Annotated in this window: 27 protein-coding genes; 3 read left to right on the forward strand and 24 right to left on the reverse strand. The window is 46.1% G+C overall.

The window, feature by feature from the left end; all coding sequences use genetic code 11:
• Window positions 1-57 precede the first annotated feature (57 nt).
• Both CEF13_RS16235 and CEF13_RS16240 read left to right on the forward strand, forming a co-directional pair.
• Entirely contained in the window at window positions 58-1269 is a 1212-nt protein-coding gene (locus CEF13_RS16235; RefSeq protein ID WP_102712005.1) for an MFS transporter, read from the forward strand.
• Window positions 1266-1871, forward strand: a complete 606-nt coding sequence (locus CEF13_RS16240) for an HAD family hydrolase (RefSeq protein ID WP_102712007.1) — start codon at window positions 1266-1268, stop codon at window positions 1869-1871. The genes CEF13_RS16235 and CEF13_RS16240 overlap by 4 nt, the downstream gene beginning before the upstream one ends.
• Here CEF13_RS16240 and CEF13_RS16245 read toward each other — a convergent pair.
• On the reverse strand, window positions 1839-3563 hold the full coding sequence (locus tag CEF13_RS16245; protein ID WP_102712009.1) for an ATP-binding cassette domain-containing protein: 1725 nt from the start codon (window positions 3561-3563) through the stop codon (window positions 1839-1841). The genes CEF13_RS16240 and CEF13_RS16245 overlap by 33 nt on opposite strands.
• On the reverse strand, window positions 3553-4431 hold the full coding sequence (locus tag CEF13_RS16250; RefSeq protein WP_102712011.1) for an energy-coupling factor ABC transporter ATP-binding protein: 879 nt from the start codon (window positions 4429-4431) through the stop codon (window positions 3553-3555). Before CEF13_RS16250 ends, CEF13_RS16245 begins: the two co-directional genes overlap by 11 nt.
• A 93-nt stretch (window positions 4432-4524) precedes the next feature.
• On the opposite strand from CEF13_RS16250, the gene CEF13_RS16255 reads away from it, so the two are divergent.
• Window positions 4525-5142 (forward strand): biotin transporter BioY, encoded by a 618-nt coding sequence (locus CEF13_RS16255; RefSeq protein ID WP_102712013.1) that lies wholly within the window; start codon window positions 4525-4527, stop codon window positions 5140-5142.
• A gap of 682 nt (window positions 5143-5824) precedes the next feature.
• On the opposite strand, the gene CEF13_RS16260 is transcribed toward CEF13_RS16255, so the two are convergent.
• From CEF13_RS16260 to yfmH, 22 genes are all read right to left on the reverse strand, one after another.
• Window positions 5825-7039 (reverse strand): anti-sigma factor C-terminal domain-containing protein, encoded by a 1215-nt coding sequence (locus CEF13_RS16260; RefSeq protein ID WP_166742717.1) that lies wholly within the window; start codon window positions 7037-7039, stop codon window positions 5825-5827.
• Window positions 7032-7538, reverse strand: a complete 507-nt coding sequence (locus CEF13_RS16265; RefSeq protein ID WP_244917086.1) for a sigma-70 family RNA polymerase sigma factor — start codon at window positions 7536-7538, stop codon at window positions 7032-7034. Before CEF13_RS16265 ends, CEF13_RS16260 begins: the two co-directional genes overlap by 8 nt.
• Window positions 7539-7725: 187 nt before the next feature.
• The gene (locus CEF13_RS16270) at window positions 7726-8217 is read right to left on the reverse strand and encodes a YlbF/YmcA family competence regulator (RefSeq protein ID WP_102712018.1); all 492 of its coding nucleotides are present in this window, start codon (window positions 8215-8217) and stop codon (window positions 7726-7728) included.
• A 23-nt stretch (window positions 8218-8240) separates the two neighbouring features.
• The gene (gene miaB / locus CEF13_RS16275) at window positions 8241-9827 is read right to left on the reverse strand and encodes a tRNA (N6-isopentenyl adenosine(37)-C2)-methylthiotransferase MiaB (protein WP_102712020.1); all 1587 of its coding nucleotides are present in this window, start codon (window positions 9825-9827) and stop codon (window positions 8241-8243) included.
• Between the two features lie 399 nt (window positions 9828-10226).
• On the reverse strand, window positions 10227-10805 hold the full coding sequence (gene pduL, locus CEF13_RS16280; protein ID WP_102712022.1) for a phosphate propanoyltransferase: 579 nt from the start codon (window positions 10803-10805) through the stop codon (window positions 10227-10229).
• A gap of 86 nt (window positions 10806-10891) precedes the next feature.
• Complete coding sequence (locus tag CEF13_RS16285) at window positions 10892-11758, reverse strand: 2-oxoacid:ferredoxin oxidoreductase subunit beta (RefSeq protein WP_102712024.1); 867 nt, start codon at window positions 11756-11758, stop codon at window positions 10892-10894.
• The gene (locus CEF13_RS16290) at window positions 11736-13493 is read right to left on the reverse strand and encodes a 2-oxoacid:acceptor oxidoreductase subunit alpha (RefSeq protein WP_102712026.1); all 1758 of its coding nucleotides are present in this window, start codon (window positions 13491-13493) and stop codon (window positions 11736-11738) included. Before CEF13_RS16290 ends, CEF13_RS16285 begins: the two co-directional genes overlap by 23 nt.
• Before the next feature lie 182 nt (window positions 13494-13675).
• Window positions 13676-14620, reverse strand: a complete 945-nt coding sequence (locus CEF13_RS16295) for a dipeptidase (RefSeq protein ID WP_243864338.1) — start codon at window positions 14618-14620, stop codon at window positions 13676-13678.
• A gap of 104 nt (window positions 14621-14724) precedes the next feature.
• On the reverse strand, window positions 14725-14985 hold the full coding sequence (locus CEF13_RS16300) for a stage V sporulation protein S (protein WP_006036664.1): 261 nt from the start codon (window positions 14983-14985) through the stop codon (window positions 14725-14727).
• 139 nt (window positions 14986-15124) lie between these two features.
• Entirely contained in the window at window positions 15125-15919 is a 795-nt protein-coding gene (locus CEF13_RS16305) for a TIGR00282 family metallophosphoesterase (protein WP_102712030.1), read from the reverse strand.
• A 108-nt stretch (window positions 15920-16027) separates the two neighbouring features.
• Entirely contained in the window at window positions 16028-17569 is a 1542-nt protein-coding gene (gene rny, locus CEF13_RS16310; RefSeq protein WP_102712032.1) for a ribonuclease Y, read from the reverse strand.
• Between the two features lie 179 nt (window positions 17570-17748).
• Window positions 17749-18453, reverse strand: a complete 705-nt coding sequence (locus tag CEF13_RS16315; protein ID WP_244917087.1) for a regulatory protein RecX — start codon at window positions 18451-18453, stop codon at window positions 17749-17751.
• An 82-nt stretch (window positions 18454-18535) separates the two neighbouring features.
• Window positions 18536-19585 carry a recombinase RecA gene (gene recA, locus CEF13_RS16320; RefSeq protein ID WP_102712034.1) on the reverse strand — a complete coding sequence of 350 codons (1050 nt, stop codon included), beginning with the start codon at window positions 19583-19585 and terminating at the stop codon, window positions 18536-18538.
• A gap of 200 nt (window positions 19586-19785) precedes the next feature.
• A complete protein-coding gene (locus CEF13_RS16325; protein ID WP_102712036.1) occupies window positions 19786-21036 on the reverse strand; it encodes a competence/damage-inducible protein A in 1251 nt (416 codons plus the stop codon).
• A 93-nt stretch (window positions 21037-21129) separates the two neighbouring features.
• Window positions 21130-21705, reverse strand: coding sequence for a CDP-diacylglycerol--glycerol-3-phosphate 3-phosphatidyltransferase (gene pgsA, locus CEF13_RS16330; protein WP_102712038.1), 576 nt, complete (start codon window positions 21703-21705; stop codon window positions 21130-21132).
• Complete coding sequence (locus tag CEF13_RS28840) at window positions 21702-21845, reverse strand: hypothetical protein (RefSeq protein WP_166742718.1); 144 nt, start codon at window positions 21843-21845, stop codon at window positions 21702-21704. Before CEF13_RS28840 ends, pgsA begins: the two co-directional genes overlap by 4 nt.
• Before the next feature lie 159 nt (window positions 21846-22004).
• Window positions 22005-22499 (reverse strand): YajQ family cyclic di-GMP-binding protein, encoded by a 495-nt coding sequence (locus tag CEF13_RS16335; RefSeq protein WP_102712040.1) that lies wholly within the window; start codon window positions 22497-22499, stop codon window positions 22005-22007.
• A 29-nt stretch (window positions 22500-22528) separates the two neighbouring features.
• Window positions 22529-23449 carry a helix-turn-helix domain-containing protein gene (locus CEF13_RS16340; RefSeq protein WP_102712042.1) on the reverse strand — a complete coding sequence of 307 codons (921 nt, stop codon included), beginning with the start codon at window positions 23447-23449 and terminating at the stop codon, window positions 22529-22531.
• Between the two features lie 18 nt (window positions 23450-23467).
• On the reverse strand, window positions 23468-24235 hold the full coding sequence (locus CEF13_RS16345; protein WP_102716408.1) for a DUF3388 domain-containing protein: 768 nt from the start codon (window positions 24233-24235) through the stop codon (window positions 23468-23470).
• 195 nt (window positions 24236-24430) lie between these two features.
• The gene (locus CEF13_RS16350; protein WP_102712044.1) at window positions 24431-24682 is read right to left on the reverse strand and encodes a DUF3243 domain-containing protein; all 252 of its coding nucleotides are present in this window, start codon (window positions 24680-24682) and stop codon (window positions 24431-24433) included.
• 112 nt (window positions 24683-24794) lie between these two features.
• Window positions 24795-25541: an elongation factor P 5-aminopentanone reductase gene (gene ymfI, locus CEF13_RS16355; protein WP_102712046.1), complete on the reverse strand. Its 747-nt coding sequence runs from the start codon at window positions 25539-25541 to the stop codon at window positions 24795-24797.
• Window positions 25538-26824, reverse strand: a complete 1287-nt coding sequence (gene yfmH, locus CEF13_RS16360; protein ID WP_102712048.1) for an EF-P 5-aminopentanol modification-associated protein YfmH — start codon at window positions 26822-26824, stop codon at window positions 25538-25540. Before yfmH ends, ymfI begins: the two co-directional genes overlap by 4 nt.
• Window positions 26825-26827 lie beyond the last annotated feature (3 nt).

Raw genomic sequence — 26827 nt, forward strand, 5'->3', positions numbered from 1 at the left:
GGTGACAATGGAAGCAGTAATGCGCTAAAGTGATAGAGAAAGGAGATATCTAATTTTATGAATCCAATACCTGTCCCGCAAAAACTGCTTTTTACTACCATAACATTACTTTACTGGACTTCAATGTACATATACGTTCCGACTCTATCTCCCTATCTAAGTGATCGGGGAATGTCTCTGCAGCTTATCGGGATCGTATTAGGAAGCTATGGCTTTGTACAAATGTTCGTTCGATTTCCGCTAGGCATTCTGTCGGATAAATGGGGCAAGCGCAAGCCGTTCATTATTATAGGCATGCTTACTGCAGGAACCAGCTGCCTGCTGTTTCTCATACCGGGAATGTGGATCTGGCCGCTGGCTGGCCGATTGGTGGCTGGTGTCTGCGCTTCTACTTGGGTCGCTTTTACTGTTCTTTACGCCAGCTATTTCGGTGCCGGACAAACCGGCCGAGCGATGGGAAATATTAGCGTCATGACCGTTTCCGGTCAAATGATCGGCATGCTTCTAAGCGGATGGCTGACAGAAGGCTTCAGCGAGAACACCCCTTTTACGATGGGAGCTGTTATTGCGGGAATCGGTCTGCTGCTTGCTTTCATGCTGAAAGAACCGCAATTGGATAAACGCGAACAGCCGGGAATGTCCTTCGCCATGATCAAAAATGTCGTAAAAACAAAAACACTGCTTCAGGTATCGCTGCTTTCCATATTAGCGCATGGCATTCTTTTTATTACGATGTTTGGGTTTACTCCGTTGAAAGCGGAGGAAGTAGGAGCCGGCGGAGTTGGTTTAACGGTCGTTGTGTTTGCCTTTATGCTCCCTCATGCCTTCGCCTCTCTGGTCACAGCACGCTGGTTTATGCCCCGCTTCGGTTACTGGGGCACCATTGGAGCTGGATTCGTTCTAAGCATGATGTGTACGGGAGCTATGGCATTTGTCGACTCATTCTGGGTGCTCGTCGCTACGCAAGCTATTAACGGTTTCGCACAAGGACTGCATATGCCGCTGCTGCTAGGTCTTGCCATTCGCGATGTAGCGCTGCCTGGTCGCGCTACTGCGATGGGACTCTATCAAGCCTTGTATGCTATCGGAATGTTCTCGGGCCCATTCCTCGCCGGCTGGCTTAATGAAAGCTGGGGCTTAAACGGCGGATTCCTGTTCGGAGCTCTGCTTGGTGCTTGTGCAGCGCTGCTTGTGTGGGTGTGGGCCATGCGGGAGCGCAAAACGCATATGCCAACTCAGAAAGCTCCCGCTAAGGAAGTGGGAGGATGATCAGGCCGCAGCTTGTACTTGATATTGGAGGCGTACTGGCAACCAATTTGTCCCCCCTGTTTTGGCAGCAGCTTACTGAGAAGGCTGCCATTTCAGAAGAAGTTTTATATGCTGACTATAAAACTCAAATGAGCGGCTCTCTATGGACGGGCCGCATCTCAGAGGAGATGTTCTGGGCTTGGCTGGAGCAGCGGACACCTCACCTTAGCACTGAGCAAGCTCGGGCATTTATACATACAAGTCTCCAGCCGCTGCCAGCGCTTGAGAAAATACAAGAATGGAGTTTAATAGCAGACCTCCATATCCTCAGCAATCATGTGCCTTCTTGGGTTGAGCCTATTGTGAAACCGATACAGCCTTACTTGAAAAGCATAACGATATCGAGCGAAGTAGGCATACGGAAGCCTGATCTTGCTATTTTCAAGCTGTTATCCGCTTATTTCCCGCCAGGGAGCACCGTTTTATTCGTTGATGATCAACAAAAAAACATACGGCAAGCAGCATCGCTTGGCTGGCGAACACTGCTTGCCGATGAGGATGGTCGTTGGATACCTTTTGTGCGCTCCCTTTTAGAGCAAGGCAGCAATCAAGAAAATCAATAGGCTGCCTATTGCAGCTATACCTATAAGCTTGGCATCTGATCGGCTGAAGCGTAGACGGAAGCCATAAACCGGCTTCCTCGACGCTAAGCCGAAGCCGCGCGCTTCAAGCGCATCTGCCATCTGCTCAGCTAGACGAAGAATCGAGCGAACATATGGAATAAGAATGGCATGAAACATCGAAATAGGAATGGTTCTTAAAGACGACGATGCCTTCCCCCGCGCATGAGCCAGCTTTGCAAACCTCTCCCACTCCCCTGTCAACAGCGGTATAAATCGAAATATGAGTGTTACAATGAGTGCAAAGGAATGAATCGGTACTTTCAGATGCTTCAACCAGCCTAGCGTTTGTTCAATGGCTCTTTGCAGTCTAAGCGGTGTCATGAGCTTGAGCATAGGCATGCCCAGCAGCATAATAAGCAGCAGCTTGCTGAATCGGATCCAGATCGGCCACACCTTTTCCCAATCGAAGGAGAGCGGACCAAAGGCAATGCCGCCAATGAAGCTGAAAATAGCAATCATAATAAGATAGGCGCGAATAGCCCCCATCCACGGTCGTATCAGCTTTCTAAATGGGATGAGTAACAGTAATGAAATAATCGCGCTCAGCGCTACTTCTAGAACACTATTCTGCGCAAGCACGCTTGTGGCAAGCATCATATACACAATGACGAGCGCTCTAGGATCAAATTTATCCGACCTCAGCAGTTCAGCTCCTGCATGTGCAGAGGATAATTCCTTAACTATCTCATCAGCTGGCATCGAATCAGCCAATTGAAGCTCTTTCCGAGTGAGAGTGAGCTTTTCGGCTTCAGCTTCCGTCTCGCGTCTAGGGCGCGCATGCAGCTCCGCTGCAATAGCCGCCGCCACCTCTTGTGGCGCTGGCCACGGCGCCCCGCTGCCCAGCGGCGCCGACACCTGCGGCGGCATAGCCGCCTCCGCGCGCAGCTCCGCCAGCGCGCGAAGCGCCTGCGGCGCTGCTGCTGACTGCGCGACCGCCGCAGCAGCAGCCGCTTCGCGGACAACGCCGCCGCTTACTACGGCGACAGCGTCCGCGAGCGGCAGCAGCGCATCGAGGTCGTGCGTTGCCACGACCGCTCCGCGCCCCGCCGCCCTGTGCGCTTCCAGCACCGCGCACAGGCGGCGAATACCGACGGCGTCTAACCCCGCCGTCGGCTCATCGAGCAGCAGCCAATCCGGCTCACACGCCAGCAAGCAGGCGAGTGAGAGCCTTCGCTGCTGCCCGCCGCTGAGCGTCCAAGGGTCACGCTCCAGCAGCTCCAAGGGCAGTCCGACCTCAGCTAGAACCTTCGCCTTCCGCTTGCTCGCACTCTCCTCGTCTACCTTGTAGGGCTTTAATGAATAAAGAAGCTCTTCCCTGACAGTCGAGGCAAACCATTGCGACTCCGAGCTTTGCAGAGAGATGCCATATTGCAAGGCCACATGTCGATTAAGCTTCTGCTTACGGCGATTCGGAAGCCATAACGGAGCATCACCCAACGTAATAGCTCCTTCATCAACGTGTCGCAAGCCTGCCATCGTTTCAAGCAAAGTAGATTTGCCCGCGCCGTTGCGCCCGATAAGAAGCGTAATCTGACCTGCTTTGAACGTCATATGAACATCCTTAAGCAGCTGCTTCTTATCCGTTCCACCGGTACTTACCGACACACCATTCAGCTTCCAATCATTGTTCATAGCGCTTCACCGCCTGTGCCAGCATCTCAGCCGTGAAAGGAAACGGTCTCAGCTTTATGCCTTGCGATTCAAGTGACCAAGCTACCTGCGCCGTGTAAGGGGCCTCAAAGCCTAGTCGTTCGCATAAGCTATCCGTTGCACCCGCATCTGACCTTGAGAACCACCCATCCGCTTCACCGTCATACACTATACTGCCTTCATTTACGGCAAAAATTCGATCTCCCGGACGCAGCTCCTCCAGCTTTTGAGTAATCCATAGGACTGTAATACCGGATTGATGCAGAGCCCGTACCTGATTGAGGACAAAGGATGCTGCTTCCGGATCAAGCATTGCAGTAACCTCATCAAGAACAAGCAAGGGAGAGCCCACAGCTAAGCAGCCGGCTATGGCAACAAGCTGCATCTGTCCGCCTGACAGCGTCTCGATGGACTGATGCATCTGGCTAGCCATCCCAACCAGTTTCAGCGCTTGCTCAGCGCGTTCGATAATTGTGGCGGCATCCTCCCCATTTTGCTCCAGCATAATTACAACATCCTCCCACGGCGTAGCACCAATCATAGACGCTTCTGGCTGCTGCATAACAATAGGTATTTGCCTACCGTGGGCAAGAATCTCCTTGTTTCTAAGCTGCTTGCCTTTTACTCCAGCCATCCGAAGTCCGGCCGTCACTTTAGCCAGCGTGCTTTTCCCGCTTCCATTGCGGCCTATGACGGTTATCCATTCTCCTTTATGTACTCGTATGTTTACATCCTTCAATATCGACTGAGGCTGCAAGCGCTCATTCATCACTGGAGGTGTTACTGATATTTCTTTTAATTCTATTAAACATAAAGCTTCCAAAATTTTTTCACCCAGCCTCTTCCCCATAACGATCCCTTATGCTACAATTCGATTTGTTAACCTTATTCAAATATAAATTGTTAACAATAAAATCGCAACTATAAAAAGGAGTTTAACTCAATGGCACAAAAAAACAACATTCGATCACTTGTATTCATCGCTTTATTCGCTGCTTTATTTATCGTCATGAGCGCTGTTACGATTAAGCTTGGCGGCTCATTTCTGCCTTTTACCTTGCAGACGCTCGCCGTTGCCATAACAGGGCTTTTCCTCAAACCGCGCGACGCTTTCCTCAGCATCTTAATCGTGATTGTGCTAACAGCCATCGGGCTGCCCCTATTCAGCGGTCAAGGCGGTATTGCGACCTTAACCGGCCCAACCGCTGGCTTTATATTTGCATTTCCCTTCTGCGCGCTCTTAGTTAGCATTGCAGTCGGAGCTTTGCTTCGCTTCAAAGGGGCTAAACAAAATAAAATGATCGCTTTTATATTATTCTTTATCATTTTCGAGCTGTTCAGCTCGCTATGTGCTTATATTTCTGGCGTGCCATGGCTAATGCATGTAACTGGTTATTCCTTGCCGAAAGCTTTAGTCGCATGGTTTTATCCGTTTCTAATTGGAGACGCGTTGAAATCGGTCGTTGCCACCATTCTAGCCATATCTTTAACACCTTACATCGTCTACATTCGCGCGTCAACCGCAAATACAGAGACGAATGAGTCTTCCTACAACGTTTAATCGATATGAACTAGCTTACACAATTAGCAGCTAACATTTAATCCGCGATCATTATGACCGCGGATTTTTGTTTGTCACCGTATCGGATTGATTACACATTGCTGAATACGTATGCGTCAAAATCCCCCATTTCACTATCTAAACTGTAAAAACTACAGCTAATTTTGAATTTATATGCCTTTTTGGTGCTTTTAGATGCAAATCATGCTGTTAATTTGGCGATTTTCAGTGAATTACAGGGGTTAACACTGAATTAGCGGGAGGATTTACATTTATATCTTTATTACAAACTGCTGCAACAATATTAGCTGTAGGAATTCCATTTACGTGTGCGCATTGCACATTCAACTAGCTACTAACAGATAGTAGTTAGCAATTAGCTGTTTTCCCTTAGCATTTAGCTCTCTACTCTCTACTCTCTACTCTCTACTCTCTACTCTCTACTCTCTACTCTCTACTCTCTACTCTCTACTCTCTACTCTCTGCTTTCTGTTCTTGGCTCTAAGCTCAAATCCCTCAGTACTCAGTACTCACTCTGTACTCAGTACTCAGTTCTCAGTTCTCAATTCCCAGTTCTCATCCCTCAGCTCTGCCCTCTGCCAATCAGTACGTATCCAACTTGCTGCACATTCCGTTTAAACTCTTAACTCACATTCATGGCCATTGAAATGATGCTGCAGCATTATTCACTATTGAGAGCTGCTCCCGTCTGTTCATTCCAATTCCATAACCGTACTTCGCCTAGCCTTATTTGCTTAACAAAAGACGCTTCCCGCAGCTTCAAAATTTCTTTCACTGGGCCTGTGACGGCGATTCCATAGATGCTTACCCCATTTGCTTCTACATAATCTAGAGCCTGATTTATGGTAGAAGGGAAAACAACTGTTCTCGAAACCGATTTATATCGCTGTAAAAGACGAAGCGTATCCTTGAAATTATCCTCTCTAAGCTTACCATCCCCGTACAAATTGATGCTTGGGTAACGTGTTAAGGTTAATTTTTCAGAAGAGAACCAGCCATTCTTTTTCTCTTCCTTTATGACACTCTTGCCGTCCGAATAATGCCACATCGGCGAAATGGGGAACCCGATTGGCTGCGTTGCAAATTGGCTATCCTCACCACTCTCCAGCTCCCCTTTGTAAACAGCAAGCCACAGCGGGTCCATCTCTTTGCCCTCGAACAGCTTCAAAGCTGCATCTGTCTTATAATATTGATCGAATGAAACAAAAGCCTCAGCGACCGTGCCTTCAGGAAGCTTCTCTAATCTCGCCCATTCCTGCCCGCTCATTTCCGTATTCATCGCTTCAGGTAAATAAAAAACCATATTCGTGCTTCTAATTCCATCTCTATAGGTATCTAAAGGCGATCCCAGCATTTGATTAAGCCTCAAGGATTGGGCATACGTTCCAACGGACAGCCATTCGCTGCCGATTTGCTTCGTCATTGTTCCCGAATACTTCATACCCAATATACCTGATGGACTGCTGCTTAATGAGACAGTAAAATTAGGGATCGTTACTTGAAAAGACGATCTGATTACATCACGGTAAATATCCATACGATTTGGAGTGCCAACCGAATAGAATAGCGAGATGAAAGCCGAATTTAATATAGATAATAGCAGCAATAAGCCAAACACCGTACCCACGCTCCAATAACGAGCCCGTCGCTTCCCTTGCTTCATCAGCTGCTTCGCTTTCTTCGGATTCAGCTCCATAGAACGTTCGTCCTGACCAGACTGAGGCTTAGATTTTTGGCCGCCGCTTTGAAGCAGTTCATCCATATGCTCTTGATAGGCTTCCAGCTTCGCGATTTCCCGTTCAATCTCCGCCTGCTCTTCTGTTGATAGCTTGCCGTCTGCATAATCTTTTAATTGCTGTTTAAATTTCTCACTCATGCTCCGTTCCTCCTTCATTTAGCCGACGCAGTGTTTGCCTCGCCCGAAACAATAGCACCTTATAGTAGGACAAACCGATACCCATAATATCAGCACACTCCTGATAGGACAGATCATGCCAATCATGCAGCAGCATCGCCTGTTTTTGCTTCTCAGGAAGAGCGGATACCGCGTTGTCCAGCTCACTGCGCTGCTCCTGTCTCATAAGCAGCAGCTCCGGTGTGATCCCATCGGTTAACCCGCCGAAAAAGGCTGCTTCCCGCGGGCTGCTTCGCTTCTCCTTCCGCTTGTAATCAATAAGCGCATGATGCGCTACGCGGAATAACCACGGCTTCACCTTCTCGCCCTTATAGCTGTCCAAATACAAATAGGCTCTATAAAAGGTTTCTTGAACGATATCCTCCGCTGTGAAGTGGTCGTGGCAGAGGAACAGCAAATAGCGATATACATCCTTCATATACAGCATATAAAGCTCATCTATACTATTCGGAGCAGCCACCCCCTCACTCTGTTATGCAATTAGAATAACCTCCTGTCTCCTATACACGTTTGAACAGCATAAATGTTACAAGCAATCGCGTTTTTGTTTCGATGCAGTTGCTGAATAATAAAAAAAGCCGTATCCCAAACCTCCCTTAGAGGAGAGGCTTGAATACGGCTTTATTCTACTTCATTATGGAAACATCTTAGTCGCTGCAATCCTCTGGATCGGGCTCAGACGCATCTTCAACATTTATTTTCTCTGAAACGGTATCACGAACGATGGATACAACGAGCTGAAGCAAATAATTAATATCTGATTGCGATTGCTGGAATTCCGTTACGATTGGAATACCGTCAAGCTCATCCTGCAGCGTTTCCATTTCGGCTTCAATCTTTTTTACCATATCTGCATTTTTGAAAGTCGTTTCAAAGGCAACAACTTCTTTTTGCTTCTTTTTGATTTGAGCGATTAATAGCTGTATTTTCTCATTGCCATTAATTTGCTGTTCAGCTCGGCGATAATGCTGCACTTCCTCCGACGTAAAAATAAGGTCGGCCAGCTCCTTCGCCTTTTTCGAAATATCTTCGCGTACAATTAAATCACGGGTATTAAAGCTCGGAACACAGCTTCCGCCATGCTCATGATCATGATGATGCGTTTCCGATTGGTTTGCTGCTGTTTGCTGCTCTGCCATTTGTCATCTCTCCTGTTTTCCCGTTAGCTAACGGCTTCTTCTACGCTTTTATCTAAAGCTTCAGCCTTAATGTACCAGGTTTGGGCTTCTGTCACTTTGGCTTGAATGAACTGTCCAACCCATTCCTTAGGTCCTTCAAGGTGTACTAATTTATTCGTTCTTGTACGGCCTGACAATATATTCGCATTATTCTTGCTTTCGCCTTCTATTAATACCTCTACAATTTGACCGCGCAGCTCCTCATTCTTCTCTCTAGCATTGGCTGCTAATTGAGCGTTTAGACGCTGCAGGCGCGCTTTCTTCACTTCTAGGGGTACATTGTCCTCCATGCCAGCGGCTGGTGTTCCTTCGCGCGGTGAATAGAGGAAAGTATAAGCGGAATCAAAGCCAACTTCCTTCACAAGCGTCATCGTATCTTCGAATTGCTCGTCCGTTTCGCCTGGGAAGCCGACAATAATATCTGAAGTAAGCATGGCGTCAGGTATAGCTTTCTTAATTTTTGCGACAAGCTCCAAATACATTTCACGTGAATATTTACGGCTCATGCGCTTTAATATTTCAGTGCTTCCAGACTGCACCGGCAGATGGATATGCTCTACCAAATTACCGCGTGTTGCAAGCACCTCAATGAGATGGTCGTCAAAGTCGCGTGGGTGGCTGGTCATAAAGCGAACACGCGGAATGTCGATTTTGGACATATCATGCATTAGATCGCCAAAGCGATATTCGATATCCTCGAAATCCTTCCCGTATGCATTCACATTCTGGCCCAGCAGTGTAATTTCCTTAAAGCCTTTGCGGGCTAGCTCGCGCACCTCGGCAATAACATCCTCCGGACGGCGGCTCCGCTCTTTCCCGCGCGTATAAGGAACAATACAATACGTACAAAACTTATCGCAGCCATACATAATGTTGACCCATGCACGCATGCCTTCGCGTTTCTTCGGCATATTCTCGATAATGTCGCCTTCCTTAGACCACACCTCGACAACAAGCTCTTTGCTGAAGTAAGCATTTTGCAGCAAATAAGGCAGCCTATGTATGTTGTGTGTTCCAAAGATCATATCTACAAATGAATGCTTCTGCAATATACGTCCAACAACAGATTCCTCTTGAGACATACAGCCGCATACGCCAAGCAGCAGTCCAGGCTTCTCCGTCTTGAGCGTCTTGAGATGTCCTAGCTCGCCGAATACTTTGTCTTCCGCATTCTCGCGTATCGCGCAGGTGTTGAGCAGAATGACATCTGCTTGCTGCCGATCTTCCGTAGCGGTATAACCCATTTCCTCGAACATGCCCTTCATAACCTCGGTATCATGCTCGTTCATTTGGCAGCCGTACGTTTGAATTAAATAAAACTTTCCAGCTCCAATTATTTTCAGCTCATCTGGAATGGAGAAGTCATAATGAACCTCGATCTCTTCTTTGCCACGCTTTTTCTCGTCTCGATGATTCGGAGTTGAATTAATTTGGACATTCCGTCCTTTGATCCGATATGTGGTCTTGCCGTCTTCCTCGGAAAGAACCTTTGCATCAGAAAAGTCAAAATATTTACTGTAATCCTTTTCACCCTTGGTGGATTTTAAGTCCACTGAGTTCCCCTTAGTCATTCTGTTGTCACATCCCTATACCTCTATGTCCGCAAACAATTATTTTTTATACTTTTGAACATCAATAAGAAATTATAGCATAAGAACCCCATTTGAATCCACTTATCGTCAACAACAAATAGATTTGGCCGCGAGATTCTTTTCCACTATTTTCATTTATTAGCTGTTGCAAGACGCCCCCGTCTAATTTACCCTCGTGCAAAACGTGCACTCCATCATTATTAAACAAACTTAAGTTTTAAGTTAGTTTCAGCAATAGACCAATAAAGCAGAACAGCCGAACAGATATAATACTCTGATCGGCTGTTTTCTTAATAAAAAGCTTCATTTCTAAAGCGCGCTGCCTTAGAAATTGCTTTACTTACTTTTGAGCATTCACGACTAATTTTCTACCCGTTATTAGTCTAATATTTCTGCTGTATCGCCGTTTTTGACTCCAGCAGCATTCGCCTCGTCCGTATCAATATGCATATCCAGCGCAAATTGATCGGATACACGCGCTATCACATGCTCGAACACGACTCCACGCTCACCATTGAAACGAACTCGCAGCGATTGCTTGTCTGCTATGCCAAACCGCTCTGCATCGCTTGTATGGAAGTGAATGTGACGCGCAGCCACAATAACACCCTCTTCGATCGTCACTTCGCCAGCAGGCCCTTGAAGCTTTATGCCAGCTGAGCCCTTCGTGTCTCCCGATTCCCTAAGAGGCGCATTAACGCCAAGAGCGAATGCGTCCGTCCGGGACACTTCAAGCTGGGTTTGCTTCCGGGCTGGTCCAAGAATTCTAACCTTCGCAAATGTCCCCTTCGGTCCAATGACTGCAACTGTTTCATTCGCTGCATATTGGCCTGGCTGGGACAGAGGTTTCATTTCTGTTAATTCGTATCCTTTGCCGAACAATACCTCAACATGCTCCTGTGATAAATGAATATGTCTCGCCGATACACCAATTGTTACTTCTTTTTTATGTATCATGTTGTCACTCTCCTATATCGTTGTATTCATTATGATGGGTAAAAAAAAAGCATATGACCCTTCGGGCCATATGCTTATCATACCATTTATTTAAATTCAGCTACAAGCTTGTCGAATTGTTCAGGTGTAATCTTAATGTCCTGCTTCGCCAAACCTTCTTGCTTAAAGCCGGTAACCAAATCCTCATAAGACTTACGCTCTTTGTTTTGATAGATAAGACCGGTAAGCATACCGTTTGTTTCCATAATCTTGTTCATCGCCATAACACGATTGGATGCATCGTATTCCGGGAACTGCTCCAGATTCACGATATTTGCTTTAAACCAATCATACGTGTTGATCTTGTTGAAGGTAACGCAAGGACTGAATACATTTATCAAAGAGAAGCCCTCATGATTAATGCCCTCTTCGATCAACTTCGTTAGCTGCTTAAGATCACTTGAGAATGATTGAGCAACAAAGGTCGCTCCGGCTGACATCGCGATTTCAAGCGGCGAGAGCGTTGTCTCGATCGAGCCTTCAGGCGTCGATTTCGTTTTGAAGCCTTCCGCGCTGCGCGGGGAGGTTTGCCCTTTGGTCAAGCCATAGATTTGGTTATCCATAACGATATAAGTTACGTTGAGATTTCGACGAATGGCGTGAACCGTATGGCCCATGCCAATAGCAAATCCGTCTCCATCTCCGCCGGAAGCGATAACCGTCAGCTCACGGTTAGCAAGCTTAACGCCTTGTGCAATAGGAAGCACGCGGCCGTGGATGCCATGGAAGCCATATGCGTTAATATATCCGGAGATACGGCCAGAGCAGCCAATACCAGAAATAACAGCGAGATTCTCAGGCTCAAGTCCAACATTGGCTGCAGCGCGCTGAATAGCCGCCTGTATGGAGAAATCTCCGCAGCCTGGGCACCAGTTCGGTTTGACGTTATTTCTAAACTCTTTGAACGTTGCCATCTAAACTCAACTCCTTACAAGCTTTGTGAACGTCGGAAGGCAGGAACGGATTGCCATCGTATTTAAGCAAGCTTTCGATTTTGTCTGCAAATCCCGCATGCATTTTAATTTGACCTGCCAGCTGGGCGGTTGCGTTATTCTCGATGACGATCACTTTTGTAGCTTTCTGCAAGTAAGGCAGCAAAGGTTTCGTTGGGAACGGATGGATTTGACGAATCGTAATATGATTCGTAGTTACACCCTCTTGTTCAAGCAAGCTTCTTGCTTCATCAATCGTTCCGCCCGTTGAGCCCATTCCTATAATAAGCAGATCCGGGGTATCATGCGGTGCGTCAACACGAATGGCTTCACGGACATACATATCATTCAGCTTGTTCAGTCGTTTATCCATCATGTTCTGGCGATTCAGCGCGTTCTCCGATGGACGGCCCGTCTCGTCGTGCTCAACGCCTGTTACATGATGCAGACCGCCCTTTTCACCTGGCAGCACACGCTGTGAAATTCCGTCCTCTGTAAGCTCATAGCGCTTAAACAAATCATGGCCTTCCAGCGCCGGAACATCCGTCACCAGCTTGCCGCGTTTAATTTCAATTTTATTGTAATCAAGCTGATCGCATGATTGTTTGCCCAGCGACAATTGAAGATCTGTCATTAGAATGACTGGAACTTGATACTGCTCGGCAAGGTTGAATGCTTCAATTGTATCGTAAAAGCAGTCTTCAATCGACGCTGGAGCAATAACGATCTTCGGTATTTCACCGTGTGTTCCATACACCATTGCATTCAAATCAGATTGCTCCTGCTTCGTAGGAAGTCCCGTGGACGGGCCTCCGCGCTGCGTGTTTACAATAACGAGCGGCGTTTCTGTCATGCCTGCAAGACCGATTGCCTCCATCATAAGCGAAAGACCAGGGCCTGCTGATGCAGTCATCGTACGAACGCCAGCATAATTCGCGCCAATCGCCATCGTTACAGCAGCAATTTCATCCTCGGTTTGAACGACAGTACCGCCGAAATGCGGCAGCTTTTTAATTAAATATTCCATAATTTCAGAAGCTGGGGTGATGGGATAAGCAGCCATTAAGCGGCAGCCTGCCGCAACTGATCCTAGACCAATTGCCTCATTTCCGATCATGAACAGCTTTTGCTGCCCATCGGCAGCATCAAGCTTGAACTCGTCCAAAGGTCCGCCAGCTTGTTCGAGAACAAATTCCGCTCCGCGTTTAACAGCCTCGACATTCTTCTCAACGATAGCTGCACCCTTGCGTCCGAACTCTTCTTCAACCGCTTTATTAAATACGTCCAGCGGCAGTCCTAGAAGCGCCCATGATGCGCCGGAAGCAACCATGTTTTTCATTAAGGAAGTTCCAAGCTCTTCTGCCATTGCCGTAATCGGAACAGCGAACAATCTAGTATCAATGCCCTCTGGTATCGTCGGATTGAATTTCGCATCCGCCACGATAACACCGCCAAGGCGCAGCTCCTTCGCATTTAAATCAATGCTTTCCTGGTCGAAAGCGACTAAAATATCAAGATCATCAGAAATAGCACGAATCGGTTTCGTGCTTATGCGAATCTTATTATTGGTATGTCCACCCTTAATTCTCGAAGAGAAATGTCTATATCCATATAAATAATAGCCTAAGCGGTTAAGCGCCGTGGAAAAGATCCGATCTGTACTTTCGACTCCTTCCCCTTGTTGTCCCCCGATCTTCCAAGACAATTGACTAATCAAAGTGCCCAACTCCTCTTTTTCTAGAACGTGCAAATATGGGATATAATCAAATAAAATATTTGAGATATGTCATAACAGTCACAACAATTTTAAAGCGCAAACTCATAAAAATCAAGTTATAAATGCGTAATTAACGCATAGTTAGTTTCGATTGGTTCCATATCAGAAGTAGATTGGAGCATTCAAACGTGTTTCGGAAGATTTGTCCTTAAAAAGCGAATCGCATTTCCCGACATAAATTGCATAGCCTGCTCCTCTGTATATCGCTTGAGCAGCGCCTCTTGCAAAGCGGCCAGCTCGCCTGGATGCCTTAAACCAACGATATAATTATCAATGCCGTCAAAGTCAGATCCCAGCATAATGTGGCGTTCTCCTCCAAGCATACAAATATGCTCAATATGACGGAGTAAATCATCTATCGTAACAACCTCTGCACTTGACACAAACCAAGGCACGAATGTGATACCGATTAGTCCCTGCTTCTTTATGATTTCTTCCATTTGATCGTTTGTAAGATTGCGCGGATGATCGCAAATTGCTCTTGCATTGGAATGTGAAGCTATAAAAGGTTTTGTCGAGAGCTCCGCTAGATCCCAAAACGCGCATTCGGATAAATGAGATACATCTAACAGTATACCCAATTTATTACATTCTTCAACAAATAACCGTCCTTTTGCTGTCAAGCCCCCGCCTCTCGGCTCCATAGCTCCGTCTGCGGCCCAATTAGCATGGTTCCAAGTCAGTCCTGCCGCCCGAATGCCTAATTGATGGAGGATGCGAAGCAGCGATAAATGTCCATTTAATCCGTCCACACCTTCAAGTGAAAGCAGCGCACCAATTTTCCCGTCTCTTATACAGTAATCCAAATCATTAGCCGTTCTAACCCAAACCATATTATCACAAGATAATACGAATTGATGGAATCGATCTAAACTCTCCAGTATCGGTTCTAATCGACCATTCATAGCTTGTGGAATAAATACCGCAAAGGTTTGCAGAACCGTTCCTGCTGCCTGTAGACGCTCGTATGTAACATCTAAATGATCTGGCTTGCTTTGCTGAAACGTTAGTTTATCATCTAGCAGCATTTTGTATAGCACATCACAATGAAAATCCACTACTTTCATAGGAGCACCTCGCATTTGATAGACTGACAGCAAAAAAACCTGTCTACGACGTAAACAGGCGAAACATTTTCTTTTATCCAATTGGCTTACGCCGCTTGGACTTGCTACCGAGGCTCAACAATCAATTTGATTGCTGTTCGATCCTCCCCATCAATAACGATGTCAGTAAAGGCTGGAATGCAAATCAGATCCACCCCGCTGGGAGCGACAAATCCGCGAGCAATGGCAACTGCTTTGATCGCTTGGTTTAGCGCGCCAGCCCCAATAGCCTGCAGTTCTGCGCCGCCACGTTCACGGAGAACACCGGCAAGTGCACCTGCAACGGAATTAGGATTAGACTTTGCTGAAACTTTTAATACATCCATAAAAAAGAACCTCCCCTTCGACTGTTGGATGGATTCCACTTTTAAATAGTATTCGAGAGAGGTTAAAAAATTCCTGCTTTTATTCCGCCCTATTCACAAACTGTTCTGAATTGTCGGAACTTTCCAAAATTTCGGACAACTACATGAGAAGCCACTCATCCTCCGTAAGTCGAATTTTTTCGATTTTACGCGCTTCTCCTGTTGCATCATCAATTTGTACGGATATAGCGTGCAAATGCCATTTGCCTTCGTCTACTACAAATCGAACAGGCAGCTGTGTTATAAATTTATGCAATACCGCATTGCGTTCCATCCCTAGTACGCCTTCCTTCGGGCCTACCATCCCTACATCCGTTATATAAGCAGTACCGCCAGGCAGTATCGTATCATCATTCGTTTGTACATGCGTATGTGTACCAAGAACAATCGAGGCTCTTCCGTCTAAGTGCCAGCCCATAGCAATTTTCTCCGACGTCGCTTCCGCATGGAAATCAACAAGAATATTGTTGGTCTGTTCTCTTGCTTCGTCTATTAATTCATCCGCCTTGCGGAAAGGACAATCGATTGGCGGCAGAAAAGTCCGGCCTTGCAAATTGATAATCGCTAATTTTTTGCCATTTGCTTTAATGACAGCCCATCCTTGCCCTGGCGCGCCCTCCGCATAATTAGCTGGACGAACGAGACGCGGCTCATCATCGATCCATTCGAATATATCTTTATTATCCCACGTATGATTGCCCATCGTAATGCCATGGACACCCCATTCGAAAAATTCCTTCGCTATCGCTGCCGTAATTCCCCTGCCAGCAGCCGCATTCTCACCGTTCACGATAATAATGTGAGGATTGTATTTGCTCTTCAGAGCAGGCAGCACGCGCTTTAGCGCATTTCTTCCTACACTTCCAACGATATCGCCAATAAATAATACATTCACGTGATTACACTTCCTTTTTGGGCATCAGCGCTTTTTCGCTGGCGTTCAAACAGAAAAGTGGCTCGAGTAGCAGCCACTTTTCTGTCCATGCATATGATATTTTATTTCTTATTTCGCATATTCTACTGCTCGTGTTTCACGAATGACCGTTACTTTAATATGTCCCGGATAATCGAGTTCGCTCTCAATTTTTTTCGTAATATCGCGAGCGAGTCGGAATGCTTCTGTATCATCGATTTTATCTGGCTGCACCATTACGCGCACTTCGCGGCCAGCTTGGATCGCGTACGATTTCTCAACGCCTTCAAAAGATTCGGAGATGTCTTCAAGCTTCTCCAGTCGTTTGATATACGTTTCAAGCGTTTCACGGCGGGCTCCTGGACGCGCTGCCGATAATGCATCAGCTGCTCCAACGAGCATCGCGATAACGGAAGTCGCTTCTGTATCACCGTGATGAGATGCGATACTGTTAATAACAACAGGATGCTCCTTGTACTTCTTAGCAAGCTCAACACCGATTTCAACGTGTGAGCCTTCCACTTCGTGGTCAAGCGCTTTCCCGATATCATGCAGCAATCCAGCGCGCTTCGCCAGCGTAATGTCTTCGCCAAGCTCTGCAGCCATCAAGCCTGTCAGGTAAGCTACCTCCATGGAGTGCTTCAGTACGTTCTGACCATAACTTGTCCGATATTTCAATCGGCCCAAAATTTTGATCAAATCAGGATGCAAGCCATGCACACCAACCTCGAAAGTAGCTTGCTCACCGTATTCACGAATACGCTCATCCACTTCTTTACGAGATTTCTCAACCATTTCTTCAATGCGAGCAGGATGGATACGGCCGTCAGCCACAAGCTTTTCCAAAGCAGTGCGGGCGATCTCACGCCTTATCGGGTCAAAACCAGACAAAATGACCGCTTCCGGTGTATCGTCGATGATTAGATCGATACCGGTCAATGTTTCTAAAGCACGGATATTCCGTCCTTCACGTCCGATAATGCGACCTTTCATTTCTTCATTAGGCAAGGTTACAACGGAAACCGTTGTCTCTGCCACATGATCTGCCGCACAGCGTTGAATGGCTAGCGAAATGATGTTGCGTGCTTTTTTATCGGCTTCTTCTTTCGCTTGCTGCTCGATCTCTTTAATCATTTGAGCTGTTTCATGTCTTACTTCTTGCTCGACATTCGATAATATAATCGATTTCGCATCTTCCGTAGTCAAGCTCGAGATGCGCTCTAATTCACTAAGCTGTTGCTTGTAAATGGAATCGATCTGCTCCTGTGTTTCTTCGATCCGTTTTTCTTTGTTGGCCACAATCTCTTCTTTGCGTTCTAGCGCTTCTAATTTTTTATCCAGCGACTCCTCTTTTTGGAGCAAACGTCTTTCCTGACGCTGAGCCTCGTTGCGTCGTTCACGAATATCTCTCTCGGCTTCGGAACGAAGTTTGTGGACTTCATCTTTTGCCTCTAGCACAGTTTCTTTTTTCTGAGCTTCCGCTTCTTTTTTCGCATTTTCTACGATTACAATAGCAGCTTGCTCAGCACTTGAAATTTTGGCCTCGGCAATCGACTTTCGAATAAAATAACCAATCCCAAAGAAAATTACGCCAACAAAGAGACAGATCAAGATCCAATAAATAGGATTCATCTTGTTCACCTCCTTGTTGCATACACCAAGGCACTGCTTGGGATGATATTTGTTTTTCAACCGGTTTCAACCGTGTCAACATTACTAATTTGACGAAAATAATCGTTTTGAATCAACTTTTGGAAGGAAAATTGATTCAAAGTAGAAGGAATACAACCTCATTTTATCTTTTCGCAAAATCAATTGTCAAGCAAAAGCCCATCAACTTCCTCGAAGGTGTCCTCTTCCGGCTCCAAATCGATAGACTTTATGGCTTCCTTTACAATATCTCCAGGGAAGCCTCTGCGCAATAAATAGCCCATTAGCTTGCGCTTCCGGTCTATTAACTCACCTTTTAAAGAGCGCCATTTCTTCTCCGCTGCTTTCTTTGCTGCTAGTAATTCAACCTCTCTGTCCAAGGCATCTGTCGCTTCAGCTGCGGCTTCTTTGGAGATGCCGCGCTGCTGCAGCTCCTGCTTGATCCAGCGCCGGCCCTTCAAACTATTTCTTAGCCGGCCTGAGGCGAATTGCCGCGCATATTGTTCATCATCCACAATATGCTCGTTTTCTAAACGGTCTAATGCATATTGGATATTCTCATCTTCAAATTCTTTCCTAATCAAATACCTTTCAATTTCCTTGCGTGTTCGCGGCTTGGCGCCGAGATATACAATCGCAAGCGCATATGCCCGGTAGCGTTCATCTTCCTTGCGAATATTGTCGATCTCGCTCTTGCTGAGACTCCGATCCTTCATCAGCCGATAACGAACTAATATATCTTCATGAACAGATAATAACGGTTCATCTGCTCCCGTATAAATATGATACATCCTTCGATATTTTTTATCTTGTTTGACAGAAACAATGGTGAGTGTATCCTCGTCGTTTAAATCCATTTCGAGCATTCCAGACATCCCCTTTAAACAGAGCTTCGCCGTCCCTAACGGGACGGCGAAGCCGGCTGAAGCTATAATTATGATTTGCTTATTAATCTAGATCTTCGAACTCATCTTCATCTTCGTCTTTTGAGAAATCAGCAGGTGACGCAGTCGCAGACAAATTGCTTGCATCACGAATCTGCTTCTCAATAATTTCAGCAGTATCCTTATGATCCTTCAAAAATTGCTTCGCATTCTCGCGGCCTTGGCCTAAGCGGTCGCCATTATAAGAGAACCACGCACCGCTCTTTTGAACAATTTCCATCTCAACACCGATATCGATAAGGCTTCCTTCTTTGGATATGCCTTCGCCGTACATAATATCGATTTCCGCTTGCTTAAATGGCGGAGCTACTTTGTTCTTTACAACTTTGATACGTGTACGGTTACCTACCATGTCATTGCCTTGCTTAATCGTTTCGATCCGGCGCACATCTAGTCGCACGCTGGAATAGAATTTCAATGCACGTCCGCCTGGTGTTGTCTCGGGATTTCCGAACATAACGCCAATCTTCTCACGCAATTGGTTAATAAAGATAGCAATCGTCTTCGATTTGCTAATAGCTCCGGAAAGTTTTCTCAAAGCTTGCGACATAAGGCGAGCCTGCAAGCCCACATGAGAATCACCCATATCGCCTTCAATTTCCGCTTTCGGTACAAGTGCCGCAACGGAATCGACTACGATAATATCAACCGCTCCGCTTCGAACAAGCGCTTCGGCAATTTCAAGTGCTTGCTCGCCCGTGTCAGGCTGTGAGAGCAGCAGTTCATCAATATTAACACCAAGCTTGCTTGCATATAACGGGTCTAGCGCATGCTCCGCATCAATAAATGCAGCTTGTCCGCCAGCCTTTTGAACTTCAGCGATAGCATGAAGGGCAACAGTCGTTTTACCAGAGGATTCTGGACCGTAAACTTCAATAATGCGACCACGCGGCAATCCGCCTATTCCTAATGCAATATCTAGAGCAAGTGATCCGCTAGGCACGGTTTCCACTTGCATGTGTGTGGATTCACCCAATTTCATGATGGAGCCTTTACCAAATTGCTTCTCTATTTGGCGTAAAGCCATGTCTAACGCAGCGCGACGATCCGACAAGAAACTCACATCCTTCACTATTTATAATATTATGATACCTTTTTTCTAACAGGTTGCCAAGCATTATTTTCGAACATACATTCGCTTTTTCGCTTCGCCCCCTAAATTGGACATAAAAAAAACCGCAGCAAAGTTTTCTTCGCCACGGTTCTTCCGATAACTATTTTCAATTATAGCGGTCTATTGGCTGATTGACAACCCTATTCTGTACGCAGTGACAGCCACAGCCGATATAGAGCTGATTTAACCGCACGCATACGAATGCTGCTTCTATCTCCGTGTAAATTCATCGTATGAACGACCGTCGGCTTGCCTCGTTCTGCAATCGCTGCATAAACGAGCCCAACGGGCTTCCCTTCTGACTCCGCTGGTCCTGCGACTCCGGTTAATGAAACCCCGAAGTCAGCATTTGATAATTCTCTCACTCTCTCTGCCATTAAGGCTGCTGTCGTATCACTAATAGCGCCGGGAGCATCCTTGCCCTCCAACTGGGATATCGGGATGCCAAGCAAATGATGCTTCATTCCATTTGTGTAGGTGACAACCCCTCCCACAAACTCCCCACTGCTTCCAGGAACGTTTGTAATAAGCTGAGCAAACAATCCCCCGCTTAGGCTTTCCGCACTCGCCAGCTTGCGCTGTGAGCCTCTTAGAAGGCGAATAATCTCGACCTCGATCGGAATATCCTGCTCCGCATACAAATATTCTCCGGCGCATTCTTTAATCTTCGCTGCCGTCTCATCTATTTTACGATCTGCCTCCGCAGCTGTAGCCGCCTTTGTCGATATGCGGATCGTTACTTCGCTTTCCTTCGCATACGGAGCAATGGTAGGATCGCTTTGTCCTTCAATCAAATGGAGCAGCTTCGCTTCTAGATTGGATTCTCCTATACCGGCAAATTTCAGCAGACGCGAGAACAAGGGCTGTGCCTCACCCAGCTTGGAGCGCAGCCATGCTTCGCCAGCCTCGTCCATCATCGGCTTCATTTCTTTCGGAGGCCCGGGCAGCAGCAGATACAGTGTGCCATCCACGGATACCCCATTGCCGACAGCAAGTCCTGCCTTATTGTCCAAAGGATCGGTATCTTCAATCATTAATGCCTGACGGCGATTGCTTGGAGCCATGTAAATGCCGCGGGAGCTGAACATTTCCTCAATTATCGCCATAGTAGGTTCATGAATAACAAGCTTGCGATTTAAATATTCGGCTAATACATCTTTCGTGAGGTCATCCTGTGTCGGTCCAAGCCCGCCTGTGAATACGAGCAAATCCGCTCGGCTTCTTCCAATCTCAATAGCTTCGCGCAATCTGTGTGCATTATCTCCGACTACCGTCTGAAAATAGACGTCCACACCCAAGGCTGCCAGCTTCTGAGATAAATATTGAGCATTTGTATTGACGATTTGTCCTAACAGCAGCTCCGTTCCTACCGCAATGATTTCTGCTTTCATTTCGTTATCCCCTACTCTGCTGTTGAATGCAATGCTCTTATTCCTATTATAGACAAAAGCATCCTCCCGCATGGCGAGAAGATGCTCTGATCGTTACTCGACCGGAATCAAATGCTTGTTTTTCAAAAAATAATCGATGCCGGAGTATACCGTAATGACAGCTGCAGCCCAGCTGGCAATAACATGAAAAGGAAAATCGATAAAAGTAAAAGGGAAATTGTTGATTAAAATCGATATAATCATAGTAATTTGAACGGCTGTTTTCCATTTGCCCCATGTGCTTGCAGCCATAACGGAGCCCTCGAGCAAAGCAATCTGGCGCAGTCCAGTAACCGCAAACTCACGGCTAATAATAATGATTGCGATTAATGCATTAAGCTTATCCATTTCAACAAGGGATATAAGAACTGCTGCTACCAGCAGCTTATCTGCGAGCGGATCAAGAAGCTTGCCTAAATTGGTTACGATTTTGTTCTTGCGCGCAATATACCCGTCTAATCCATCCGTGCTTGCTGCCACGATAAATATAAGTGCTGCTGCAATTTGGGAGTATGTAATTGAAAAATCCGAAAAAGTCAATGATCCCAAATCCAATTTGATGAGCAGGAAAAACATGATGACCGGCACTAAAAATATTCTGGCTAGCGTAATTTTATTCGCAAGATTCACGCAATTCCCTCCTTAGTTCGATAAAACTCATAGGTGTGCGTTACGCGAACCGCTCGTTCGTAAATCAAACCTGACTTCATTTGAAAATTGGAAAGCTTTCTGCTGCCATTTCGAGTGGCTGATTTCGATTTCATGATCATCTGTCTATCCCCCAGATCCTTCCGTAAAGCTGTCTAAATCAGTATAATACATGCAAATACACGTGTCAAAACCAGCTGTTCTCCTGCTTGGAGTAAGATCTACTTCCAAACGAAAAGCCCCGTTTCTAGGCAATACACCAGAAACGAAGCTTTCTTAGGTTAGGAGCGATAATTAGTGAATTGCAGCTCCACAGGCAAATCCGCTTCTCTTAGAAGCTTCATAACCGCTTGCAAATCGTCAAGGCTCTTACCAGATACTCTGATCTGATCGCCTTGGATCAAACTTTTAACTTTCAATTTCGAATCGCGAATTAAGATGTTTATTTTCTTGGAAACGTCCTGTTCAATTCCTTGTCTAAGCTTAATCCGCTGGCGTACGCTATTTGCTGAGGCGCCTTCTATTTTGCCATAATCCAAATTTTTAATAGGAACGCCGCGCTTGATCATTTTGGATAATAAAATATCAATAACACTTTTTAGCTTGTACTCATCCTCAGATGCGATAACTAATTCTTCTTTCTCCAGCTTAATGGAGCTCTTGCTGCCTTTGAAATCAAAGCGAGTTTCAATCTCACGCTCAGCTTGTTGAATAGCATTTGAAAGCTCCTGCATGTCCACCTTAGATACAATATCGAAAGCATTTTCTGAAGCCATTTAAATCTCTCCTTTATTACAAATAATCATTATTCCGTTTTTGCTGCATCCGTGCTGTTTGGAGTAGCGTCAACAGCATCCTTCCCATCAGCCGGAGCGCCTATTGGATTAAGCAGCAGCTTCTTGGAGCCCGCTCTATCTCCATCCGGTACGAGAACGCCGTCCACTGTAATTTTCACCAAATCGGCTCTACCCACATTGATGTAAATCACACCCGTTAAATCATAGGATTGCGTCGTATCCGGCTCCGCATTGGCAGAATACAGCTTCTCGCCATTTCTGCCTTCTTTGCGTACCTCTACCCAGCTTCTACCGCCTTCAATTTTAATTTCAATTTTATGGGCGCTGCCCGCAGGGCCTATATCATATTGATCGGCTTTGCCGACAATGCTCGCAAAGGTAACCGTTGTAGGGGCCGGAGTCGGTGTCGGCTCGGGTGTCGATATTGGCGCACCGGTAGTAGGATTATTTCCTTGGTTTCCTGTATTAGTAGAAGGCGGCTCGGAGGCATCCGTAATAGCCGTGTTTTGATCGACCTTTTCGGGAGGAGCAGGATCCTTATTAATAACATAAACCCATAGAACAACAAGTATCAAAATAAGAAATGACCACATCATAATATTGAAGCCTATCTTGCCTAACCGCTCCGATGATTGTGATTTGACTCGACGCGGCGCTCTTGCAGCAAGCGGCTCCACGGTTTGCTCCACTTGGGCAGAAGGCACTTCATGCTGATACAAACGAAGCACTTCATCTGGGTCTAATCCAACTGCTTCTGAATAGCTTTTCACAAATGCACGTACATAGAATGGACCTGGCAGAACCCTATGATCCCCACTTTCAATGGCTTCCAAATATCGTTTTCTAATTTTTGTCGTTTCTTGAATATCTTCAAGCGATAGTCCACGCTGTTCTCTCGCCTCTCGAAGCAATGCGCCTAATTCAGACATGAGACGGCCTCCTTCCGATTAGAAATCGTCTGTATAGTGTGTTGTAAATTTCTCGTAGGATATTTCTTCATCCGGCGTATTGCGGAGCTCGACAATAATATCGAAATGGCTATAATCATATTGCGATTCTTTCACGAAAATATCCGGATGCTCAATGACTTTCGTCGATGGCATGGCCATAATTTCTTGAAGCAATCCATAATGCTTCTCGTTTGAACGAATGGTGCTTACAATTCCGTCAATAATAAATATAGTGTTTGGCTGCATCTCATCCTCTGAGAGCTGACTGCGGACGGTTTGGCGCAGCAGCGTGGAGGACACAAATGTCCAACGTTTGTTCGAGCATACGCTTCCCGCAATAATAGATTCCGTTTTGCCTACCCGCGGCATTCCCCTTAAACCAATAACCTGATTGCCGTCCCTTTTAAACACCTCGCCTAAGAAATCAACCAATATTCCAAGCTCGTCGCGCGTAAACCGAAACGTTTTCCGATCATCTGAATCGCGCTCAATATAACGTCCATGACGAACAGCCAGTATATCAACTATCGTTGGCGTTCGCAATTTATTTACGGTAATATTATCAACCTTTTGAAGCATTTTGCCAAGAAGCTCGATTTTCTCGTCGTCATCCGTCTGCAGAAGCATGCCGCGAGTGCGGTCCTCTACACCGTTGATCGTCATGATGTTAACCTCTAGCATACCTAATAAGGATGCGATATCTCCTAACAAGCCGGGTCGGTTCTTATGTATTTTGTATTCCATGTACCACTGTTTCGACTCCAAAGCTGCCACCGTCCTAAACCTGTTCAAATCGAAGGAATTATTTTTATGAAGGAAACCCTCGTCATAAAACATTATTCTACAATTTTCATCACAATCCTGCAACCCAAACAGAAACATTGCAGAAAAGCCTCCTTGGGGGAGGCTTTCCTGCTCTTGCTTCTGTTGACGAAAAAATCGTCTTTATGCATTAGACTGCTATGATTTCTGGACGAGCTTAACCATTAAGCCGGCGATCGTTTTTCGTTCTGCCTCATCGCCCACATCCCATAGCTGCTTCAGCACGCGCTCTTCCTCATTTTTCGGGTCGACCTTTTCATCGAGAAAGGTGCCGATTTCATAGGCTAAAGTCGAAATGGTTTCATCTGTCATTCCAATACTTTTAGCCTGAGACACACGTTCTTCCAAAAATTGCTTCCACGTTGAAAAATTTGAAAGGACAGTTGACATTTTTCCTTCGCCTCCTAAAGGTATAGAAAAGAATCATCAACATTCATTATTTTGTCTCTAAGCCGCTTATATTATGCAAGCCGGCTTGTCCTATGATTCAATTGTCTAAAAGCTAGGTATGCCAGCCGCCATTGGGGCTTATGATTTGTCCAGTTATATAGGAAGACTCCGGCAGCGCCAAGAAATAAACGAGTGAAGCAATTTCATCCGTAGAACCGAAGCGTCCGATCGGAATCTCTTGCTCCAGTGCAGCCTTCTCCTCATCATTAAAGCCATTCATCATATCGGTATCCACCGCGCCTGGGGCAACCGCATTCACAGTGACGCCAGTGGGCGCCAGCTCTTTCGCCAGCGCCTTCGTGAATGCGTTCATGCCGCCCTTGGTTGTGGAATAGAGCACCTCGCAGGAAGCGCCTGACATGCCCCAAATCGATGATACATTAATGATCCGGCCGAACCTCTGCGCAATCATGCCCGGCATAAATAGCTGCGAGCAAAGGAACATTCCTTTTAGGTTTACGGCCATTACATCGTCCCATTCTTCCTCCGTTACATCCATAAGCATGCCAAAATGGGAAATAGCCCCGTTATTTACCAAAATATCTGGAAGCATGTTATGGCTCTCCAGTTTCTCACGCATGCGCTCAAGCTGTTCCTTCGAGCGCAAATCTGCCGAAATGGTAAGTACATTGGCGCCCAGCGCCATACAAGTTCGTGCCGTTTCGTTCGCGGTTTCATGCGAATGTAAATAATGAATGACGATGTTGACACCCTCCGCGGCGAATCGTTTGGCAATAGCTGCCCCGATGCCGCGGCTTCCCCCGGTAACCAAAACCGTCATTTGCTGCAGCGTCTTCATGCAGACGGCTGTTTCACGATCGAGACTGCTAGCTGCTCGAAGTCAAAATGCTCACGCAGCCGCGCATTTACTTCATTCAGCGTGCAGCTTTCATACAAATACAGCAAATCAAACAAATTGCTGTCGCGAAAACGATATCTTGTAAATTCGCCGGCAATCGATTCTGGGGAGTTGAGCATGCGCAAATATCCGCCGATTTTTTTGCGTTTGGATCGTTCGAACGCTTCCGGCTCTATGCCAGCAGCCAATACGGCTTCCACACCTAGACGAATTTGCTTAATGAGCTCATCGGGATTAGGCGTGTCGCCGCCAATCACCGAGAAAGCATAACCTGTGCTGGAATTAAATTCATGGCCAAAGGAATCTGATATTAGATCCGATTCATAAAGCTGTTGGTAAAGCTTAGAGCTTGATCCGATCAACGCATCAAGCATGAGCTTTGTTGTAACTTCCTGCCGCAGCAAAGCTTCTCCTTCAAGGTTGGCGTCCTTTTCTTTGAAGCCCAACATGCATTTAGGAAGTGAAACAGGCAGCTCTGTCACTTTCCGCGGTATTTTCACAGAAACGGGTTCATTCTCGAAATAGCGCTTTATGTCTCCTTGCGGTTTGAATGATTTGCTGCTCTGATTTTTGCGAACGAGCTCGAATACTTCCTCTGCTGTTACCCCTCCTACTACAAAAAGCAGCATATTCGAAGGATGGTAGAAGGTTTCGTAACAGCGATAGAGAGTTTCCTTATCAATCTGTCTAATGGAATCCACCGTTCCAGCAATATCTATATGAACAGGATGCTCATGATAAAGCGCATCGATTAAGCCAAAGTAGACTCGCCAGTCCGCATTATCGCGATACATATTAATTTCTTGTTCAATAATCCCCTTTTCCTTTTCTACATTTGCATCCGTGAAATAAGGGTTTTGGACGAAATTAATGAGCGTCTCTAAATTAGCATTGATTTGTTCCGTTGCGGAAAATAAATATACCGTTCGGTCAAAGCTTGTAAAAGCATTGGCCGAAGCTCCTTGTGAGGCAAATATTGCAAATATATCACCCGTAGGCTCTTCGAACATTTTGTGCTCCAAGAAATGGGCTATTCCGTCGGGCACCTTGACTGGCGGTTCATTTCCGACCGAAAAACGATTATCTACAGACCCGTACTTCGTTGCGAACGTAGCGTACGTCTTATTGAAGCCTTCCTTCGGCAGAACAATGACTTCAAGCCCATTATCGAGCACTTCCCTGTATAGGGTCTCCTGCACGTTTGGATAGTTAAGGGTTTGCATCCT

Origin of the sequence: Paenibacillus castaneae (genome assembly GCF_002884445.1) — a bacterium.
In the GTDB taxonomy this organism is placed as follows: Bacteria; Bacillota; Bacilli; order Paenibacillales; family Paenibacillaceae; genus Pristimantibacillus; species Pristimantibacillus castaneae.

Excerpts from the sequence above, each read along its gene's own strand:
- miaB (WP_102712020.1), bottom strand. The coding sequence starts at position 9,827 with ATGACTAAGGGGAACTCAGTGGACTTAAAATCCACCAAGGGTGAAAAG.
- CEF13_RS16235 (WP_102712005.1), top strand. The coding sequence starts at position 58 with ATGAATCCAATACCTGTCCCGCAAAAACTGCTTTTTACTACCATAACA.
- CEF13_RS16240 (WP_102712007.1), top strand. The coding sequence starts at position 1,266 with ATGATCAGGCCGCAGCTTGTACTTGATATTGGAGGCGTACTGGCAACC.
- yfmH (WP_102712048.1), bottom strand. The coding sequence starts at position 26,824 with ATGCAAACCCTTAACTATCCAAACGTGCAGGAGACCCTATACAGGGAA.
- CEF13_RS16270 (WP_102712018.1), bottom strand. The coding sequence starts at position 8,217 with ATGGCAGAGCAGCAAACAGCAGCAAACCAATCGGAAACGCATCATCAT.
- ymfI (WP_102712046.1), bottom strand. The coding sequence starts at position 25,541 with ATGAAGACGCTGCAGCAAATGACGGTTTTGGTTACCGGGGGAAGCCGC.
- CEF13_RS16335 (WP_102712040.1), bottom strand. The coding sequence starts at position 22,499 with ATGGCTTCAGAAAATGCTTTCGATATTGTATCTAAGGTGGACATGCAG.
- CEF13_RS16350 (WP_102712044.1), bottom strand. The coding sequence starts at position 24,682 with ATGTCAACTGTCCTTTCAAATTTTTCAACGTGGAAGCAATTTTTGGAA.
- CEF13_RS16295 (WP_243864338.1), bottom strand. The coding sequence starts at position 14,620 with ATGAAAGTAGTGGATTTTCATTGTGATGTGCTATACAAAATGCTGCTA.
- CEF13_RS16250 (WP_102712011.1), bottom strand. The coding sequence starts at position 4,431 with ATGGGGAAGAGGCTGGGTGAAAAAATTTTGGAAGCTTTATGTTTAATA.
- CEF13_RS16255 (WP_102712013.1), top strand. The coding sequence starts at position 4,525 with ATGGCACAAAAAAACAACATTCGATCACTTGTATTCATCGCTTTATTC.
- CEF13_RS16300 (WP_006036664.1), bottom strand. The coding sequence starts at position 14,985 with ATGGATGTATTAAAAGTTTCAGCAAAGTCTAATCCTAATTCCGTTGCA.
- CEF13_RS16340 (WP_102712042.1), bottom strand. The coding sequence starts at position 23,449 with ATGTCTGAATTAGGCGCATTGCTTCGAGAGGCGAGAGAACAGCGTGGA.
- pduL (WP_102712022.1), bottom strand. The coding sequence starts at position 10,805 with ATGATACATAAAAAAGAAGTAACAATTGGTGTATCGGCGAGACATATT.
- CEF13_RS16325 (WP_102712036.1), bottom strand. The coding sequence starts at position 21,036 with ATGAAAGCAGAAATCATTGCGGTAGGAACGGAGCTGCTGTTAGGACAA.
- CEF13_RS16260 (WP_166742717.1), bottom strand. The coding sequence starts at position 7,039 with ATGAGTGAGAAATTTAAACAGCAATTAAAAGATTATGCAGACGGCAAG.
- rny (WP_102712032.1), bottom strand. The coding sequence starts at position 17,569 with ATGAATCCTATTTATTGGATCTTGATCTGTCTCTTTGTTGGCGTAATT.
- CEF13_RS16285 (WP_102712024.1), bottom strand. The coding sequence starts at position 11,758 with ATGGCAACGTTCAAAGAGTTTAGAAATAACGTCAAACCGAACTGGTGC.
- CEF13_RS28840 (WP_166742718.1), bottom strand. The coding sequence starts at position 21,845 with ATGATCATGAAATCGAAATCAGCCACTCGAAATGGCAGCAGAAAGCTT.
- CEF13_RS16245 (WP_102712009.1), bottom strand. The coding sequence starts at position 3,563 with ATGAACAATGATTGGAAGCTGAATGGTGTGTCGGTAAGTACCGGTGGA.
- CEF13_RS16315 (WP_244917087.1), bottom strand. The coding sequence starts at position 18,453 with ATGCTCGAAATGGATTTAAACGACGAGGATACACTCACCATTGTTTCT.